At 61.2% G+C, this 17,033-nt stretch carries 11 protein-coding genes and 1 pseudogene; 7 read left to right on the top strand and 5 right to left on the bottom strand.

From position 1 onward, the window contains the following. Entirely contained in the window at positions 1-531 is a 531-nt protein-coding gene (locus FHT87_RS25690; RefSeq protein ID WP_183731005.1) for a hypothetical protein, read from the top strand. A gap of 30 nt (positions 532-561) precedes the next feature. Continuing rightward, positions 562-1,581, top strand: a complete 1,020-nt coding sequence (locus FHT87_RS25695) for a dienelactone hydrolase (protein WP_183805627.1) — start codon at positions 562-564, stop codon at positions 1,579-1,581. 53 nt (positions 1,582-1,634) lie between these two features. Here FHT87_RS25695 and prfB read toward each other — a convergent pair. The 3 genes from prfB to FHT87_RS25710 form a co-directional block, all read right to left on the bottom strand. Next, a protein-coding gene (gene prfB / locus FHT87_RS25700; RefSeq protein WP_183730100.1) for a peptide chain release factor 2 occupies positions 1,635-2,766 on the bottom strand; the annotation gives its coding sequence in 2 pieces (ribosomal slippage) (positions 1,635-2,696 and positions 2,698-2,766; 1,131 coding nt in all). Between the two features lie 120 nt (positions 2,767-2,886). Further along, positions 2,887-5,334 carry a penicillin-binding protein 1A gene (locus FHT87_RS25705; RefSeq protein ID WP_183805629.1) on the bottom strand — a complete coding sequence of 816 codons (2,448 nt, stop codon included), beginning with the start codon at positions 5,332-5,334 and terminating at the stop codon, positions 2,887-2,889. Between the two features lie 257 nt (positions 5,335-5,591). Continuing rightward, positions 5,592-6,842, bottom strand: coding sequence for an N-acetylmuramoyl-L-alanine amidase (locus tag FHT87_RS25710; protein WP_183805631.1), 1,251 nt, complete (start codon positions 6,840-6,842; stop codon positions 5,592-5,594). A gap of 633 nt (positions 6,843-7,475) precedes the next feature. Between FHT87_RS25710 and FHT87_RS25715 the strand changes: the two genes are divergently transcribed. Further along, positions 7,476-10,331 (top strand): ribonuclease E/G, encoded by a 2,856-nt coding sequence (locus FHT87_RS25715; RefSeq protein ID WP_183805633.1) that lies wholly within the window; start codon positions 7,476-7,478, stop codon positions 10,329-10,331. Between the two features lie 364 nt (positions 10,332-10,695). Here the strand turns inward: FHT87_RS25715 and FHT87_RS25720 are convergent, their stop codons facing one another. Continuing rightward, positions 10,696-12,354 (bottom strand): acyl-CoA dehydrogenase family protein, encoded by a 1,659-nt coding sequence (locus tag FHT87_RS25720; RefSeq protein ID WP_183730113.1) that lies wholly within the window; start codon positions 12,352-12,354, stop codon positions 10,696-10,698. Between the two features lie 283 nt (positions 12,355-12,637). On the opposite strand from FHT87_RS25720, the gene FHT87_RS25725 reads away from it, so the two are divergent. The 4 genes and pseudogenes from FHT87_RS25725 (at position 12,638) to dprA (ending at position 16,702) form a co-directional block, all read left to right on the top strand. Next, positions 12,638-13,594: an aspartate carbamoyltransferase catalytic subunit gene (locus FHT87_RS25725; protein WP_007823958.1), complete on the top strand. Its 957-nt coding sequence runs from the start codon at positions 12,638-12,640 to the stop codon at positions 13,592-13,594. After that, positions 13,591-14,883 (top strand): dihydroorotase, encoded by a 1,293-nt coding sequence (locus tag FHT87_RS25730; protein WP_183805635.1) that lies wholly within the window; start codon positions 13,591-13,593, stop codon positions 14,881-14,883. The genes FHT87_RS25725 and FHT87_RS25730 overlap by 4 nt, the downstream gene beginning before the upstream one ends. A gap of 51 nt (positions 14,884-14,934) precedes the next feature. After that, positions 14,935-15,555, top strand: a complete 621-nt coding sequence (plsY, locus tag FHT87_RS25735; protein WP_183805637.1) for a glycerol-3-phosphate 1-O-acyltransferase PlsY — start codon at positions 14,935-14,937, stop codon at positions 15,553-15,555. Then, a pseudogene (dprA, locus tag FHT87_RS25740) lies at positions 15,555-16,702 on the top strand (DNA-processing protein DprA). Before plsY ends, dprA begins: the two are co-directional and overlap by 1 nt. On the opposite strand, the gene FHT87_RS25745 reads toward dprA, so the two are convergent. After that, entirely contained in the window at positions 16,682-16,888 is a 207-nt protein-coding gene (locus FHT87_RS25745; protein WP_183730124.1) for a hypothetical protein, read from the bottom strand. The pseudogene dprA and the gene FHT87_RS25745 sit on opposite strands and share 21 nt — an antisense overlap. Positions 16,889-17,033: the final 145 nt, after the last annotated feature.

Below are 17,033 nucleotides of genomic sequence, written 5' to 3' on the forward strand. Positions count from 1 at the left end.
ATGGCGATGCGGCAAGCATTTATGACGGCGCTCCTTGTTTCGGGCTGGGCGACCGCCGCCGAGGCGCAGACCGTTCACGACGATATCCTGCCGGCCTCGATCATCTTCGCGACCAGCACCGGCTATTGGGAAGATGACGGCAATTCGCTGCCGGTCGAGCGTGCCCCGACAACCACGCAGAGCGTCAGCACCCAAAATGTGAGCGGGGAGGATGCCAAACCGCAGCAGCGGCACGGCTATTACAAGCTTTTCGCCGTGCGCCAGCCGGACAAAACCTCCAAGATCTATCTGCAGCAGATCGCGCAGAGCGACGCCGGACCTGCCATCGTCTCGACGGTCGAACTGCAGGAAATCAGCGACCTCAAACCCTATGTCACGGATATCCGGCCCGAGAATTCGAGCGGCATCATCAAGGAGCCGGGCCTTTTCGCCACGGTCTACCTGAAGACCGATGCTGCTGCCGAATCCGACGGCTGGACGGTGCTGATCGACGAGTTCGGCGATATTACCGTGGAGAAAGCGACGAACTGAGCGTCGCAGGCTATTCATCGGGGCTAAGCCATGAAACTCGGCTTTCGCGAAGGCATTCTCCATGACGAGACGCGGCCTGACTGGGGCGGGACCGGCCCAAGACCTGTTCGCTGGTCCCTGTGGTATCCGGCAGCCGAGGGCTCGCTTGAAACCGAAATTCCGGGACGAAGCTGGTTCCGGAGGGCCGCGGTCGCCCGCGATGCGCCCATCCGCCCGGCGACGAAATCCTATCCGCTGGTCCTGCTGTCGCATGGTACCGGCGGCTCGGCAGCCGGGCTGGAATGGCTCGCCCGCCGTCTGGTCGATCGTGGTTTTATCGCTCTCGGCGTCGACCATCATGGCAATACCGGCGGCGAAGCTTATCGCGCCGAGGGTTTTGCCTGTCTCTGGGAGCGCGCGCCCGATCTGAGCTTCATGCTCGACCGCCGAAAAGACTGGCAGGGCGATCTGGCCGGACATATCGATACGGACAGCGTGTTCGCCGCCGGATTTTCAGCTGGTGCCTATACGGTGATGCTGCTTCTCGGTGCCATCGCTCAATTCTCGCAGTTCGAACAATCCAGGCTGAAACCTGGAGGGCCACGTGGCCCGCGGGAGTTTCCCGACCTCGCCGATCATATCCCGTCGCTGCTCCGCACAAGCACGGCATTTCGCGAATCATGGTCGCGGATGTCGCGATCCTATCGGGACGACAGAATCAGGGCAGCGCTGGTCTGCGCGCCGGGTCGATCTATCCGCGGCTTCAGCGAGGAGAGCCTGAAAGCCATCCACAAGCCCGCTCTCATTCTGGTCGGCGATGCCGACAACACGGCCCCGGCCGAAGAATGTTCGTCATGGCTGCATGCGCGGCTTGATCGAAGCACCTTGAAAATCCTTCCGGGCGGTCTTGGGCATTATATCTTCCTGCCGGAAGGCACGGCACTGGGACTCTCCTTTGCAGAGCTCCTGTTTACCGATCCGGCGGGTATTGAACGTGCTGATGTTCACGAGGAGATCGCCGAACTATCGGGTGCGTTCTTTCACGGAATCGACATTTCTGCGGACGCCTGAAAATGAAAAAGCCCCGTTTCCGGAGCTTTCTATTTCAGGTCTGTCTTTGCCGATTAGTCGACGTCATCGACGACGGCATCGGCTGCGCCGCTGATGCGGTGAGCAAGTGCTGCTTCCATGAACTCATTCAGATCGCCATCGAGCACGTCATCGGGAGCAGTGCTCGTAACGCCGGTACGCAGGTCCTTCACGAGCTGGTAGGGCTGCAGAACGTAGGAGCGGATCTGGTGGCCCCAGCCGATATCCGTCTTGGAGGCAGCCTCGGCGTTTGCGGCCTCTTCGCGCTTCTTCAGCTCGGCTTCATACATGCGGGCACGCAGCATTTCCCAGGCCTTGGCGCGGTTCTTATGCTGTGAGCGTTCCTGCTGGCAGGCGACGACGATACCGGTCGGAATGTGAGTGATACGTACGGCCGAGTCCGTCGTGTTGACGTGCTGGCCGCCGGCACCCGACGAGCGGTAGGTATCGATCCGGCAATCGCTTTCATTGATCTCGATGTTGATCGAGTCATCGACGACAGGATAGACCCAGATCGACGAGAACGAGGTATGGCGGCGCGCATTGCTGTCATAAGGCGAGATGCGCACGAGGCGGTGCACGCCCGATTCCGTCTTCAGCCAGCCATAGGCGTTGTGGCCCTTGACCAGCAGGGTCGCGGACTTGATGCCGGCTTCTTCGCCGTCATGCACTTCCATGAGTTCGACCTTGAAGCGCTGGCGCTCAGCCCAGCGGGTATACATGCGCAGGAGCATGTTCGCCCAGTCCTGGCTTTCCGTGCCGCCTGCGCCGGAATGGACTTCCAGATAGGTGTCGTTGCCGTCGGCCTCGCCTGACAGCATGGCTTCGACCTGTCGGCGGGCGGCCTCGGCCTGCAGGCCTTTCAGCGCGTCCTCGGCTTCCTTGACAATGCTTTCATCGCCCTCTTCCTCGCCGAGTTCGACAAGCTCGATATTGTCGGAAAGCTGCTGCTCCAGCGACCTGACGCCATTGATGCCGTCATCGAGCTGCTGGCGCTCGCGCATCAGCTTCTGGGCTTCCTGCGCATCGTTCCAGAGGTTGGGATCCTCTGCCTTGTTGTTCAACCAGTCCAGTCGTCTTACCGCCTGGTCCCAGTCAAAGATGCCTCCTCAGCAGGGTGATAGCCTGCTTGGTTTCATCGACTATGTTCTGGATTTCCGCTCGCATTTTCCTGCTTCTTTGCTTCGGTATTCTGTGAGTAACCGGGTATTCTGTAAGGCTGGTGACATAGAGACGCCCGCCGCGGATGTAAAGAGCCGTGGCGGGCGCAATGGAAATCGGTTGTGATCAGAACAGGCCGGGCGTGTTGGTCTGGACTGCCTGGTTTGCCTGCGGCGACGTGCGCAGGATTTCTTCCGGCGCCATCATGCCGTCCATGCCGATGACGGAGAGGCTGTCGGCCGGGCCGGTGCCTGGCTTGAAGGCTTCGATGATGGTGCCTGGATCGCCATCGACAGCCGCCATGCCGGTCTTGCGGTTGATCGCGATCATGTTCATGCCGGCCGGGACCACGAATTTGGATTCAGGCATATCCTTGACAGCCGCCTGCATGAATTCATTGAAGATCGGCGCCGAGAGACCGCCGCCCGTGCCGCCGCGGCCGAGCGGAGCCGGCGTATCGAAGCCCATGTAAAGGCCTGCGACCAGATCCGGCGTGAAGCCGACGAACCAGGCATCCTTCTCGTCGTTGGTCGTGCCGGTCTTGCCGGCAACGTCGCGGCCCGAAAGATCGATCTTGCCGGCAGCGGTACCGCGCTGGATGACGCCCTGCATCATCGAGGTGATCTGGTAGGAGGTCATCGGATCGAGAACCTGCTCGCGGTTGTCGACGATGTTGGGCTCGTCCTGGCTCTGCCAGTCGCCGGCATTGCAGCCTTCGCAAAGACGCTCCTCATGCTTGAAGATCGTCTTGCCGTAACGGTCCTGGATACGGTCGATCAGCGTCGGCTTGATCTGCTTGCCGCCATTGGCGATGACTGAATAGGCCGAAACCATGCGCAGCACCGTCGTTTCGCCCGAACCGAGCGACATGGCGAGCAGCGGCGGCATCTTGTCGTAGATGCCGAAGCGCTCGGCATATTCGGCGACGATATTCATGCCGAGATCGTTGGCGAGGCGCACCGTCATCAGGTTGCGCGAATTCTCGATGCCGGAGCGGAGCGTCGAGGGGCCGCCGACTTCGCCGCCATAGTTTTCCGGCTTCCAGACCTGACCGCCCGAAACGATCTCGATCGGCGCGTCCATGATGACCGAGGCCGGCGTGTAGCCGTTGTCCATCGCGGCAGCGTAAACGAAGGGCTTGAAGGAGGAACCCGGTTGGCGCATCGCCTGGGTGGCACGGTTGAATTCCGACTGGGCATAGGAGAAGCCGCCAACCATGGCGAGAACGCGGCCTGTCTTCGGGTCCATGGCGACGAGACCGCCCTGCACTTTCGGTGGCTGGCGCAGACGATAGGAGGTCGAACCGTCGCCTCCGAGACGCTCGACATAGACGACATCGCCTGCCGAGACGGCGCCGACCGGCGACTTCGTGGTCTTGCGGTCACCGCCGGCGGAGCGGAATGCCCACTGCATGTCCTTAGCCGCAATCGTGCCACGCTCACGTGCGGCCGCAACCTTGCCGCCTCCATCCTTCGGCGGCTGGAGGCCGATATCGACAGCCTCATTGGAAACGGCAAGCACGACCGCAAGGCGCCATTCCGGCACGTCGGAGAGAGCGGGTACTTCGGCCAGCGGCGGACCCCAGTCGCCAGACGTGCTGATCTGCTTGATCGGACCGTGGAAACCGCGACGCTCGTCATAGGTGATCAAGCCGTCCTGCAGCGCCCTTCTGGCCTCGAGCTGCATCTGCGGATCGAGCGAGGTGCGCACCGAAAGGCCGCCCTCATAGAGCGCCTTTTCGCCATACTGGTCGATGAGCTGGCGACGGACGGCTTCGGCGAAATAATCGGAGGCAAAAAGAGATGAGCCGCTGTTGCGGGCGGTAACGCCGAGCGGCTGCTTCTTGGCGTCCTCGCCATCGCTCTGGCTTACGTAGCCATTTTCGACCATACGATCGATGACCCAGTTACGGCGCGTGACGGCGGCATCGGGATGGCGGAACGGATGGTAGTTGGCCGGCCCCTTCGGCAGCGAGGCGAGATAGGCCGCCTCGGCAATGGTCAGTTCACTGACGGACTTATTGAAATAGGTCAGGGAAGCGCTGGCAACGCCGTAAGAATTCAGGCCAAAGAAAATCTCGTTCAGATAAAGCTCGAGAATCTTGTCCTTGCTGTAGGCCTGCTCGATGCGGAAGGATAGGATCGCTTCCTTGGCCTTACGCTCCATGGTCTGTTCGCTCGACAGCAGGAAGTTCTTGGCCACCTGCTGGGTGATGGTCGAACCGCCCTGCGTCGGACCGCCGGTCAGATAGGCAACCACCGCGCGCATGAAACCAGTGATATCGATACCCGGATGCTGGTAGAAATTCTTGTCTTCGGCCGAAAGGAAGGCCGCCTTCACGCGGTCGGGCACGGCCTGGATCGGCAGAAACAAGCGCCGCTGCTTGGCATATTCGGCCATCAGCGCGCCGTTGCCGGCATGGACTCGCGTCGTGACCGGCGGCTCATAGCTGCTCAAAACGGCGTAGTCCGGAAGATCCTTCGTGACGCTGCCAAGATAGACGGCGACGACAGCCGCAGCGCCCAGAAAACCGACGCACGCTATTCCGAAGAAATATCCAAGAAGTCTAACCATATTTTCAGCTACCGGTACTTCTAATCTCTGATCGGCGCAGCCGCTACAATCGCATAGACGATGCTGGTTTGCACATTGCGCGGCTTACTCCATGCGCGTTGGCGCCACAAGACGATTCCGTCTCACATATGCGAAACATATAGACCCGAGTAACGGCGTGAATGTGAGCAAAATAGGGCTCGTCCCACCACTTTCCCTTTCCCTTCCTCCAAGAGGTCCGGTTTAGGCCTGGGTGTCGCTTCCGGGCAACGCCTGGTTTAGCCGCCGTTGGCCATAAGGCTCGTGCGGTAACGCTTCACCGCATCGGTCAAAAGATCGGTTATCTTTCCGCGCCAGCCCTCATCGAGCAGAAGCTTCTCGTCATCGACGTTGGAGAGGAAGCCGAGTTCGAGCAGGATCGAGGGGACGTCCGGCGCCTGCAGCACACGAAAGCCTGCATGACGGTGCGGATTGTTGATCGTGCTGACCTGATCCTTGAAGGAAGCGAGTACGCTTTCGGCGAGCGAGATCGAGAAAGCCTGTGTCTCGCGCCGCGTCAGGTCGAGAAGGATATCGGCGACTTCCGGCGGCTCGGCGACCGTTTCCTTGCCGGCGATCTGGTCGGACAGATTTTCGCGTTCGGCGAGATCGGCGGCGAGCTTGTCCGAGGCTTTGTCGGAAATCGTGTAGACAGTCGCGCCGCGAATGTCTTTCTGCTTCAGCGTATCGGCATGCAGGGAAATGAAGAGACCGGCGTGGTTCTGCCGAGCGATGAGCACGCGCTGCGAGAGCGACAGGAATTCGTCACTGTCACGCGTCAGGAAAGCCTTGATGCCCGGCTCCTTGTTCAGGCGGTCGGCGAGCGCCTTGGCGAAGGCAAGCGTCACCTGCTTTTCCTCGGTCTTCGTATCGACGCCGATAGCGCCCGTGTCGATACCGCCGTGGCCGGCATCGACGGCAATGACGAAATCTCCCGGCGCGGTCTTTTCCGGCTGCGGAATGGCGCTCGTCGTCTGCGCTGCATTGGCCTGATCGGTCCAGGACTGGGTCTTCACCAGTTCGGCGAATTTCTGTTTGTCGATCATCTCGGCATCGAGCACCAGCCGGTGACCGCTGCCTTTCTCATCCGTCTGTACCTTGGCGAACGCGAGCTGGACCGGGCGTGCCGCCGTCAACACGATGCGGGCGCTCCCCTCGTCCATGGCACCGTAGCGGATGTCCTTGAAGAGGCCGCGGGCTTCGAGGTCCTTGGCCGGGAAACCGAAGGCCGTTGCCGGCAGGTCGACGACGATACGCTCGGGATTGGCGATGTAGTGGACGGAGAAACGCGGCTCGCGGTCGAAATCGATGACGATACGGGTTCTGGCGTCGTCGCCGACGATTCGCGCTCCATAAGCCAGCAGGGAATCCTTCGCACCGGCTGCGCTGCCCGGAACCGTGCAAAGCGCCGCGAAGGCGAAAAGCCACGCCGCAAATCCCAGTTTTCGCCCTGCGGACAACTCCGCCCCGACCCAAAACCTCTTAAACAATAGCCCGTCACACCCTATTTATTACTGCGATGGACCCTACGTCGCCCCGGCGCACTCTCGCCAGAGGCGAGCGCGCATATGCCGACCCGCGAATCAGGATCGCTTATCCCCCAGGAGTTTATGCGATACGAAATCCATCAATATTATGGCACATTTGGCTTTTCCCTTGCTATTGTGACAGAGAAAACATACAACAAATTTCAGGGTAGAAGTGTTGACGGGATAGAGTCGCCGCGAGGCAGCCAGCCGGCCCCCCGGACCTGGCGCCACAACCGGTAATCGTCCGCCGTCGAATGCATTTCCACCCGAGAACTGGATCCTGATTTTCCGGCTTCATGCTGGGATTTCATCGGTGGATCAGCCACCACGCTCTCAGGGAGCAAACTCATCGGACCCGAAATGGGTCTTCGTCATTGTCGATCACGCTTGGTTGTTGATGGTTTCGCAGCAGGTTTTATCTGAAGTGTACAGGCCCCGGAACGAAATTGTTCCGGTTGCGGTCTGGCTGCTGCCCTCTCCCCCGCACCAATCGCGACTTTCATTATCCGGCGCGGCCACGGCGGACCGCATTCTTTCTGTGTCAACAGCAGTCGGGAATGCGCTCTCGCGGCCTCGCCGAGGAGCTCAGCTTACATGGCAGACAAAATGCTTATCGATGCGTCTCACGAGGAAGAGACGCGCGTCGTTGTCGTTCGCGGGAACCGCATAGAAGAATTTGACTTTGAGTCGCAGCACAAGAAGCAGATTCGCGGCAACATCTATCTTGCAAAAGTAACGAGGGTCGAGCCCTCGCTGCAGGCCGCTTTCGTAGATTACGGCGGCAACCGGCACGGCTTCCTTGCCTTCGCCGAAATCCATCCCGACTATTACCAGATTCCGCTTGCCGACCGTCAAGCCCTGCTTCGCGCCGAAGCCGAGGAGCACCGCCGCGACGAGGATGTCGAGCATGTCGAGACGGCTCCTGTCGTCGATCTCTCGACGCAGGATCAGCCCGATATCGGCATCGTTCCGGTCGAACAGCCCGAAGCAGAGTCTGCGGAAACAAACATAGCAGCAGTGGCGACCGAAGAAGCAGCACCCGTCGCTGAAGAAGCGCCTGCCAAGAAGCCTCGCGCCCGCCGCAGCCGCAAGAAGGCAGCCGAACCTGTCGCCGAAGAGGCCGCAGCACCGGAAGCATCCGTTGCCGATAACGACGATGAAGGCTCCGTTGGTGGCGAGATGGCCGCTATGGTCGAAACGGACTCTATTTCCGAGGACGTAGACGTTTCCAAGCGTCGTCACGACGATGATGACGACGATGACGACCACGGCGAAGAGGAAGTCATCGAATCGGTCGGCGCCGAAGATGCGATGGAAGAGGTTCCGGACCGCGTGCAGCGCAAGCCGCGCAAACAGTACCGTATCCAGGAAGTCATCAAGCGCCGGCAGATCCTGCTGGTGCAGGTTGCCAAGGAAGAGCGCGGCAACAAGGGCGCGGCTCTCACAACCTATCTCTCGCTTGCAGGCCGCTATTCGGTTCTGATGCCGAACACGGCGCGTGGCGGTGGCATTTCCCGCAAGATCACCAACCCGCAGGACCGCAAGCGGCTGAAAGAAATCGCCCGCATGCTGGAAGTTCCGCAAGGCATGGGCGTGATCCTGCGTACCGCCGGCGCGAACCGCACCAAGGTCGAGGTGAAGCGCGACTTCGAATATCTGATGCGCTTGTGGGAGAACGTCCGCACGCTGACGCTCGCTTCCACCGCTCCCTGCCTCGTCTATGAGGAAGGCTCGCTCATCAAGCGCTCGATCCGTGACCTTTACAATAAGGACATCGGCGAGATCATCGTTGCGGGTGAGGAAGGCTATCGTGAAGCCAAAGACTTCATGAAGATGCTGATGCCGAGCCACGCCAAGGTGGTTCAGCCCTACCGCGATATCCATCCGATCTTCTCGCGCTCCGGCATCGAGGCGCAGCTCGACCGCATGCTGCAGCCGCAAGTGACGCTGAAGTCCGGCGGTTACCTGATCATGAACCAGACCGAAGCGCTGGTTTCGATCGACGTCAACTCCGGTCGCTCGACCCGTGAGCACTCGATCGAGGACACGGCTCTCCAGACGAATCTCGAAGCAGCGGACGAAGTCGCCCGTCAGCTTCGCCTGCGCGACCTTGCTGGCCTCATCGTCATCGACTTCATCGACATGGAAGAGAAGCGCAACAACCGCGCTGTCGAGAAGAAGCTGAAGGAATGCCTGAAGAACGACCGCGCCCGCATCCAGGTCGGCCGCATCTCGCATTTCGGACTTCTGGAAATGTCGCGCCAGCGCATCCGCGCTTCCGTTCTCGAATCGACGACGCAGGTCTGCTCGCATTGCGGCGGCACCGGCCACGTCCGTTCGCAGTCCTCCGTTGCCCTGCATGTTCTGCGCGGCGTCGAGGAATATCTCTTGAAGAACACGACGCACAATATCACCGTGCGCACGACGCCTGACATCGCGCTCTACCTGCTCAACCACAAGCGCCAGACGATCGTCGATTATGAAAACCGCTTCGGTGTGGCGATCATCATCGATGCGGATGGCTCGGTCGGTGCGCAGCACTTCGCGATCGATCGCGGTGAGCCGGTCGAAAACCCCGTCAAGATCGAAAGCCTCTTCAACTTCGCAGCCATTCCCGATGACGATGATGACGATGTCGTCATCGAGCATGACGAGGAAGAAGACGAAGAGCTGGAAGAAAAGCCCGCTGCTGCCGAGCGCCCCGCCGCCCGTGCAGAGAGCGAAGGCGAAGGTGGACGTAAACGCAAGCGCCGCCGCCGCCGCCGTGGCCGCAACGGCAGCACCGAGCAGCAGGTTGCTGCCGATGCCGTCTCCGACGAGGCTGACGATAGCGAAGAGGGCGAGGACGGCGGCAGCGAGGGCGACAGCGATGTCGCCGAAGGTGCCGCAGAGGCCCGCGCCGAAGGTGATGACTCCCAGCGCCGCAAGCGCCGCCGTCGCGGCAAGCGTGGCGGCCGCCGTAACCGTGGTGAGGAAGGCGCTGAGGGCGCAGTTTCGGAAGACGGTAGCGCGGACGAAGACGATGACAGCGCAGCTGAAGAGACGTCTGCGACCGAGGTGGAGGCGGTCGAAGTCGTCGCAGCCGAAACCAATGAAGGCCAGTCCGCGGCGGCTGCCATCGAAGGCAGCGAAAGCGTTGCCGAGGTGGTCAAGCCGGCACGCGGCCGTGGTCGCCGTAAGGCGGCCGCCCCCTCGCCGGTCGAAGAGCCCGTCATTGAAGCCCCCGTCGCCGAAACGCCTGTTGCTGAAGCCGAGCCGGAAGCAGCGGAAGCCTCTGCGGATCTCGCCGCGCCGGCGCAGGACGAGGCAAAGCCTGTTCGTGCCAACCGCGGCTCCAACATCTCGTCTTCCGAACCGACGGTCACCTCGAACCGCACCGACAGCGCGGAGGCTGAAGGCGAAGGCAAGCCGAAGAAGGCAGGCTGGTGGCAGCGCCGCGGCTTCTTCTGAACGCTTATTTTCGGGAATAAGTGACATGATCCGGCTGCGGTGACGCGGCCGGATTTTTTATGCAATTGAATGAGAGCGTTCAGCCCGCCGTCGGTTGGACGAAGCTCAGCCTCGAGCGTACGGCCAAACCAGACGGTGGTTTCCGAGAGCGAGACGAGCGGCGGGAGCAGGCGCACGAAGCCCGCGAAGATCAGAAGCGCAGACCGCCCTGATTGCCGGCGTTGATGCCGGGATAAATGCAGCACATGCTGCACTTTCGGGCCTGCGACACCCAGATGGCTCGCTCTTGCCCGCCGTCACGCATCGCAAGCGAAATGGCGTAGATCTCACCGAGATCGCACCTTACGCATAGCGAACGGCTGCGCTACGCAGCAGGCGGGTAAAGCAGATCGACGATATAGCTCGCGTCGAAGCGCGAATCGAGCATGCCGTAGGTCGAGCGCCAGCCGCCGGCAAGACGGGTCTCGATGAAGGCATCGGCAATGCGCCCTGCCCCGAGACGGTAGAGTTCGGCGGCACCGGCGGCAAGCGCCAATTGCTCGACGAGCAGGCGGGCCGCGCCCTCGTCCTGTTCGCAGAGCGCGATCGCCGCGCGCAGCACGTCGATCGTCTTCTTGCCGGCCGGGCCGAGATCGCGCGCAAAACCTGCGAAAACCGTCTCGAAGAGATCCTTTCCACGATTCAGCACACGCAGCACGTCCAGCGCCATGACATTGCCCGAACCTTCCCAGATCGCATTGACCGGGGCCTCGCGATAATGGCGGGCGATCGGGCGCTCTTCGATATAGCCGCTGCCGCCGATGCATTCCATCGCCTCATAGATCAGCGACGGGGCGATCTTGCAGCACCAGTATTTGGCGACCGGCGTCATGACGCGGGCATAGGCCGCGTCTTCGGCATTGCCGCGCGCCTTGTCGAAGGCATCGGCCAGACGGAAAGAGAGGGCCGTGGCCGCGGCCACGTCGAGCGCCATATCGGCGAGCACACGCGTCATGATCGGCTGGTTGACCAGCATCTTGCCGAAGACGCTGCGACCGCGTGTATGATGCACAGCTTCAGCCAGCGAGGCGCGCATGATGCCGGAAGAGGCCAAGGCGCAGTCGAGCCGTGTCAGCGTCACCATATCGAGAATGGTGCGGATGCCGGCATCGGGGCCACCGAGCAGGAAGCCGAACGTATCGGTGAACTCCACTTCGGATGAGGCGTTGGAGCGGTTGCCGATCTTGTCCTTCAGGCGCTGAAATTGCAGGCCGTTGGCTGAACCGTCCTCCAGCAGGCGCGGCACCAGGAAGCAGCCCATGCCCTCCTTGGTCTGCGCCAGCATGATGAAGGCGTCACTCATCGGCGCGGACATGAACCACTTGTGGCCGGAGAGCCGGTAAATGCCCTCGCTGATTTTTTCGGCAGCGGTCTTGTTGGCGCGCACATCCGTGCCACCCTGTTTTTCCGTCATGCCCATGCCGATCGTCACGGCCGATTTCTGCATGGCCGGCCGGTTGGACGAGTCGTATTTGCGCGACAGGATCTTCGGCGCCCAGTCCTTTTGAACAGCCGGTGACGCCGAGAGAGCGGCAACGGATGCGCTCGTCATCGTCAGCGGGCAGAGATGGCCGGATTCGAGCTGCGCCGTCAGATAGAAGCGGGCCGCGCGAATGTGGTGGGACTGGTCCTTGGCCTCGGTATCGGCCTGCGGGTCCCAGACGGAGGAATGCAGGCCCGAAGCCATGGAACGGCGCATCAGCGCATGCCAGGCGGGATGGAATTCAACGATATCCAGACGCTCGCCGCGCGGACCGTGGGTGCGAAGCTGCGGCGTGCCCTGGTTTGCCATGCGCGCCAGTTCCTGGGCCTCAGGCGAGGTCACGTAACGGCCCATGTTTTCAAGGTCGTCGCGGATGGTGCGCGGCAGCGTGGAGGTCAGATCGACGATCAGCGGATCGGATCGATAGGCATTGATTCCCGACCAGAGGCTCGGCTGGTTGAGTTCGGCGAGTTTGTCTTCAGTCCGGTTTGCGGCGGTCATTATTCGCTTCTATTTCAAGAGCCCGGCAAAAGGAAACCGGAAGTTCATGATTCGCAGATTTCTGCTCTACAGCGCCGCGCGTCTTTTCAGATGCGCAAAGGACGCTGCAGCACCTTAAATTGCTGCATAATTTAATCCTTAATCGATTCCGATTTAAGGAATCATGCAGTAGCGGGATTCGGCGGAAAATGCATGGGGAACGTAGGGATTTGCGCATAGCACATGCTTGCCCCTTCCCCCCGCACTCTTTATAGACCCCGCGAAGACAATAAGAGGCAGGGTCATGGTCTTTTTCCCCCACCGCCACCTCATTGGCATCAAGGGCCTCACCGAGCAGGATATTACCTATCTTCTCGACAAGGCCGACGAAGCCGTCAAGATCAGTCGACAGCGAGAGAAGAAGACGTCGACCCTTCGGGGCCTGACGCAGATCAACCTCTTCTTCGAGGCATCGACACGGACGCAAGCCTCCTTCGAACTTGCCGGCAAACGCCTTGGCGCCGACGTGATGAACATGTCGGTCGGCAATTCCTCGGTAAAGAAGGGTGAGACGCTGATCGACACGGCGATGACGCTGAACGCGATGCGGCCGGACGTCTTGATCATCCGCCACTCCAGCGCCGGTGCCGCAGCGCTTCTCGCCCAGAAGGTCTCCTGCTCCGTCGTCAATGCCGGCGATGGCCAGCACGAACATCCGACGCAGGCGCTGCTCGACGCGCTGACGATCCGCCGCGCCAAAGGGCGGCTGTCGCGCATCATCGTCGCAATCTGCGGCGACGTTTTACATTCGCGCGTGGCGCGCTCCAACATCCTGCTTCTGAACGCCATGGGAGCCAGGGTGCGCGTCGTCGCCCCTGCGACGCTGCTGCCGGCGGGCATCGCGGAGATGGGCGTCGAGGTCTTCCATTCGATGAAGGAAGGGCTGAAGGACGCCGACGTCGTCATGATGCTGCGGCTGCAGCGCGAGCGCATGTCCGGCGCCTTTGTGCCGTCGGTGCGCGAATACTATCATTTCTACGGCCTCGATGCGGAAACGCTGAAGGCGGCGAAGGAGGATGCGCTCGTCATGCATCCCGGGCCGATGAACCGCGGCGTGGAAATCGCTTCCGAGGTCGCCGATGGTCCGCAGAGCGTAATTGCAGAACAGGTGGAAATGGGGGTCGCGGTGCGCATGGCCGTCATGGAGACGCTGCTCGTTTCCCAGAACCAGGGTCCCCGCACGGATGGAGTGGGCGCATGAGCAATCTCGTCCTTAAGAACGTCCGCATCGTTGACCCCTCCCGCAATCTCGATGAGATCGGCACTGTTATCGTCAAAGACGGCCTCATCGTTGCGGCCGGCAAGGATGCGCAGAACCAGGGCACTCCCGGCGGCGCCACGGTGCGCGACTGCACCGGCCTCGTCGCAGTGCCCGGCCTTGTCGACGCCCGCGTCCATATCGGCGAACCAGGCGGCGAACATCGCGAGACCATCGCTTCGGCAAGCCGCGCTGCGGCGGCGGGCGGTGTGACCTCGATCATCATGATGCCGGACACGCATCCCGTCATCGACGACATCGCGCTCGTCGAGTTCGTCAAGAAGACGGCTCGGGATACGGCCGTCGTCAACGTCTATCCGGCAGCGGCCATCACCAAGGGTCTTGCCGGCGAAGAGATGACGGAGATCGGTCTCTTGATGGAGGCTGGCGCCGTCGCCTTCACCGACGCGCATACCAGCATCTCCGACACGCAGGTGCTGCGCCGGGTGATGACCTATGCACGCGAATTCAGCGCCGTCATCTCCTGCGCTACGCGCGACAAGTATCTCGGTGCCAATGGCGTCATGCATGAAGGGCTGCTCGCAAGCTGGCTTGGCCTTTCCGGCATTCCGAAGGAAGCGGAGCTGATCCCGCTGGAACGCGACCTGCGCATCGCGCAGCTGACGCGCGGCAACTATCACGCGGCGATGATCTCCGTACCGGAATCGGTCGACGCGATCGAGCTTGCCCGCTTGCGCGGCGCGAAAGTCACCTGCGGCGTGTCGATCAACAATCTGGCGCTGAACGAGAACGACATCGGCGAATACCGGACCTTCTTCAAGCTCTATCCGCCGCTGCGTTCCGAAGACGACCGTGTGGCGATGGTGGATGCGCTGGCCAGGGGCGTAATCGATATTATCGTCTCCTCGCACGATCCGCAGGATGTCGATACCAAGCGCCTGCCCTTCGGCGAAGCCGAGGACGGTGCGGTCGGGCTCGAAACCATGCTCGCGGCAGCTTTGCGGCTTTATCACAGCGAGCAGGTCAGCCTGATGCGGCTGATCGATGCGATGTCGACGCGACCGGCGCAGATCTTCGGTCTTAATGCCGGTACGCTGAAACCTGGTGCGAAAGCTGATATTGCATTGATCGATCTCGAAGAACCTTGGCTTGTCGCCAAGGACATGCTTCTCTCCCGCTCGAAGAACACGCCGTTCGAGGATGCACGCTTCAGCGGGCGAGCCGTCGCGACCTATGTCGGCGGCAAGCTGGTTCACGCATTGCAGGGCTGAGAGCTGCCCAGCCCTTGCGGGCAGCCTCTCGGCAAAGGATTGGGGAACAAAATGATATCTGATCTTGTCACCTGGCAGATTACGCTGCCTCTGGCGCTTGCGGCTGTTGTCGTCGGCTACCTGCTCGGCTCCATTCCGTTCGGCCTCATCCTCACACGCGCTGCCGGCCTTGGCGATGTTCGCAGCATCGGCTCCGGCAATATCGGCGCGACGAATGTTCTGCGCACCGGCAACAAGAAGCTTGCGGCAGCAACGCTGCTGCTCGATGCGCTGAAGGCGGCCGCAGCCGCCTGGATCATGGCCCATTTCGCGGGTGAGGAAGCGGGCATCATCGCCGGTTTCTTCGCCTTCATCGGCCACCTTTTTCCGGTCTGGATCGGCTTCAAGGGCGGCAAGGGTGTCGCCACCTATATCGGTACGCTTCTTGGCGTTGCGCCATCAATGGTCCTCCTCTTTGCAGCCGTCTGGCTGGGGACCGCCTTTATCACCCGCTACTCCTCGCTCTCCGCGCTGATTGCGATGCTTGTCATTCCGGTTGCATTATGGATATTGGGCGACGAAAAGGTTGCGGCGATCATGGCGATCATGACCGTCATCTCCTACTGGAAGCACAAGGCCAATATTTCCCGCCTGATGAATGGCACGGAAAGCAAGATCGGGGCTAAGGGATAATGGACGCGCTCAGCGCAAGGCCAAAGGGAATTGCGCTGACGGAGAGGCAGAGGATCGCCTGGCTGAGGCTGATCCGTTCCGACAATGTCGGCCCTGCAACCTTTCGCGATCTCATCAATCATTTCGGCTCGGCGGAAGCGGCACTTGCCATGCTGCCGGAGCTTTCGGCGCGCGGCGGTGCGACCCGTTCGATCCGCATCGCCACCGAGGCTGAAGCGCATCGCGAACTCGAGGCGGCCCAGCGTTTCGGCGCTGTTTCGTCGGCATCGGCGAGCCCGATTATCCGCAGGCGCTACGCCAGATCGACGGCGCGCCGCCGCTGCTCGCGGTCAAAGGCGATCTTTCCGTGCTGAACAGGCCGGCGGTCGGTATCGTCGGTTCGCGCAATGCTTCGATCAGCGGCGCGAAGTTCGCGGCGATGATTGCTCGAGACTGTGGCCGGGCTGGCTATATGGTCGTCTCCGGCCTTGCCCGCGGCATCGATACGGCCGCCCATCGGGCGAGCCTCGATACCGGCACCATTGCCGCAATGGCCGGAGGGCTCGATCAACCCTACCCGCCTGAAAATATCGGGCTGCTCGAGGATATATGGAATGGCAACGGGCTTGCCGTCAGCGAGATGCCTTTCGGCTGGGAGCCGCGTGCGCGTGATTTTCCCCGCCGCAACCGGCTGATTGCCGGCATCTCGCTCGGCGTCGCGATCGTGGAAGCAGCGGTTCGCTCCGGTTCGCTTATCACGGCGCGGATGGCCGGCGAATTCGGGCGGCTGGTCTTTGCCGTGCCAGGTTCGCCGCTCGATCCACGCTGCCACGGCACGAACGGCCTTCTCAAAGAGGGAGCGATGATCGTCACTTCGCCCGAGGATGTCGTGGAGGCGCTGGCGCCGCTCTCCCAGCCCGATCTCTTCTCGATGCCATCAGCCGAAGAACCGAAGCGCGAGGGCGGCAGGATGTCGCTTCCGCCCGACGAAACGGATCGCACGCTCGTCAGCGATGCGCTCGGTCCGACGCCGGTGGAGGTCGACGACATCATCCGTCACACCGGTCTTTCGGCTTCCGCCGTCTATCTCGTTCTTCTCGAGCTGGATATGGCCGGGCGGCTTCACCGCCATGCCGGCGGATTGGTTTCAATTTCCATGACCGACTGAGCCGTCATGCATGCGTGACTGCAGGTCTCCAGCCTCGACATAAGCCATCTCGATGAGATAGCAGAGCATCTCCGCCTTTTCGCGTTCTGCCACCTGGTGCAATTCACCGAGCATCTGCCGGATGAAAGTAATATTCTCAAGCGATGCCAAGCGATCGATGTCTTTTTCTGCAACCTTGGGCGCCATAATTGTCTCTGTGAAATCAGAAAAGGCTGCTTTACAAGGAGCCCGAACCACGCGCAAAAAACGATAGAGCAATTATCCTGAATTGCAACAGACTTTCAATCTCGCAATGGTTGCGACGCATCGGAAAGAGGTAAAATTAGAGCAA

The organism is Rhizobium sp. BK316 (genome assembly GCF_014193695.1).
Lineage (GTDB): Bacteria > Pseudomonadota > Alphaproteobacteria > Rhizobiales > Rhizobiaceae > Rhizobium.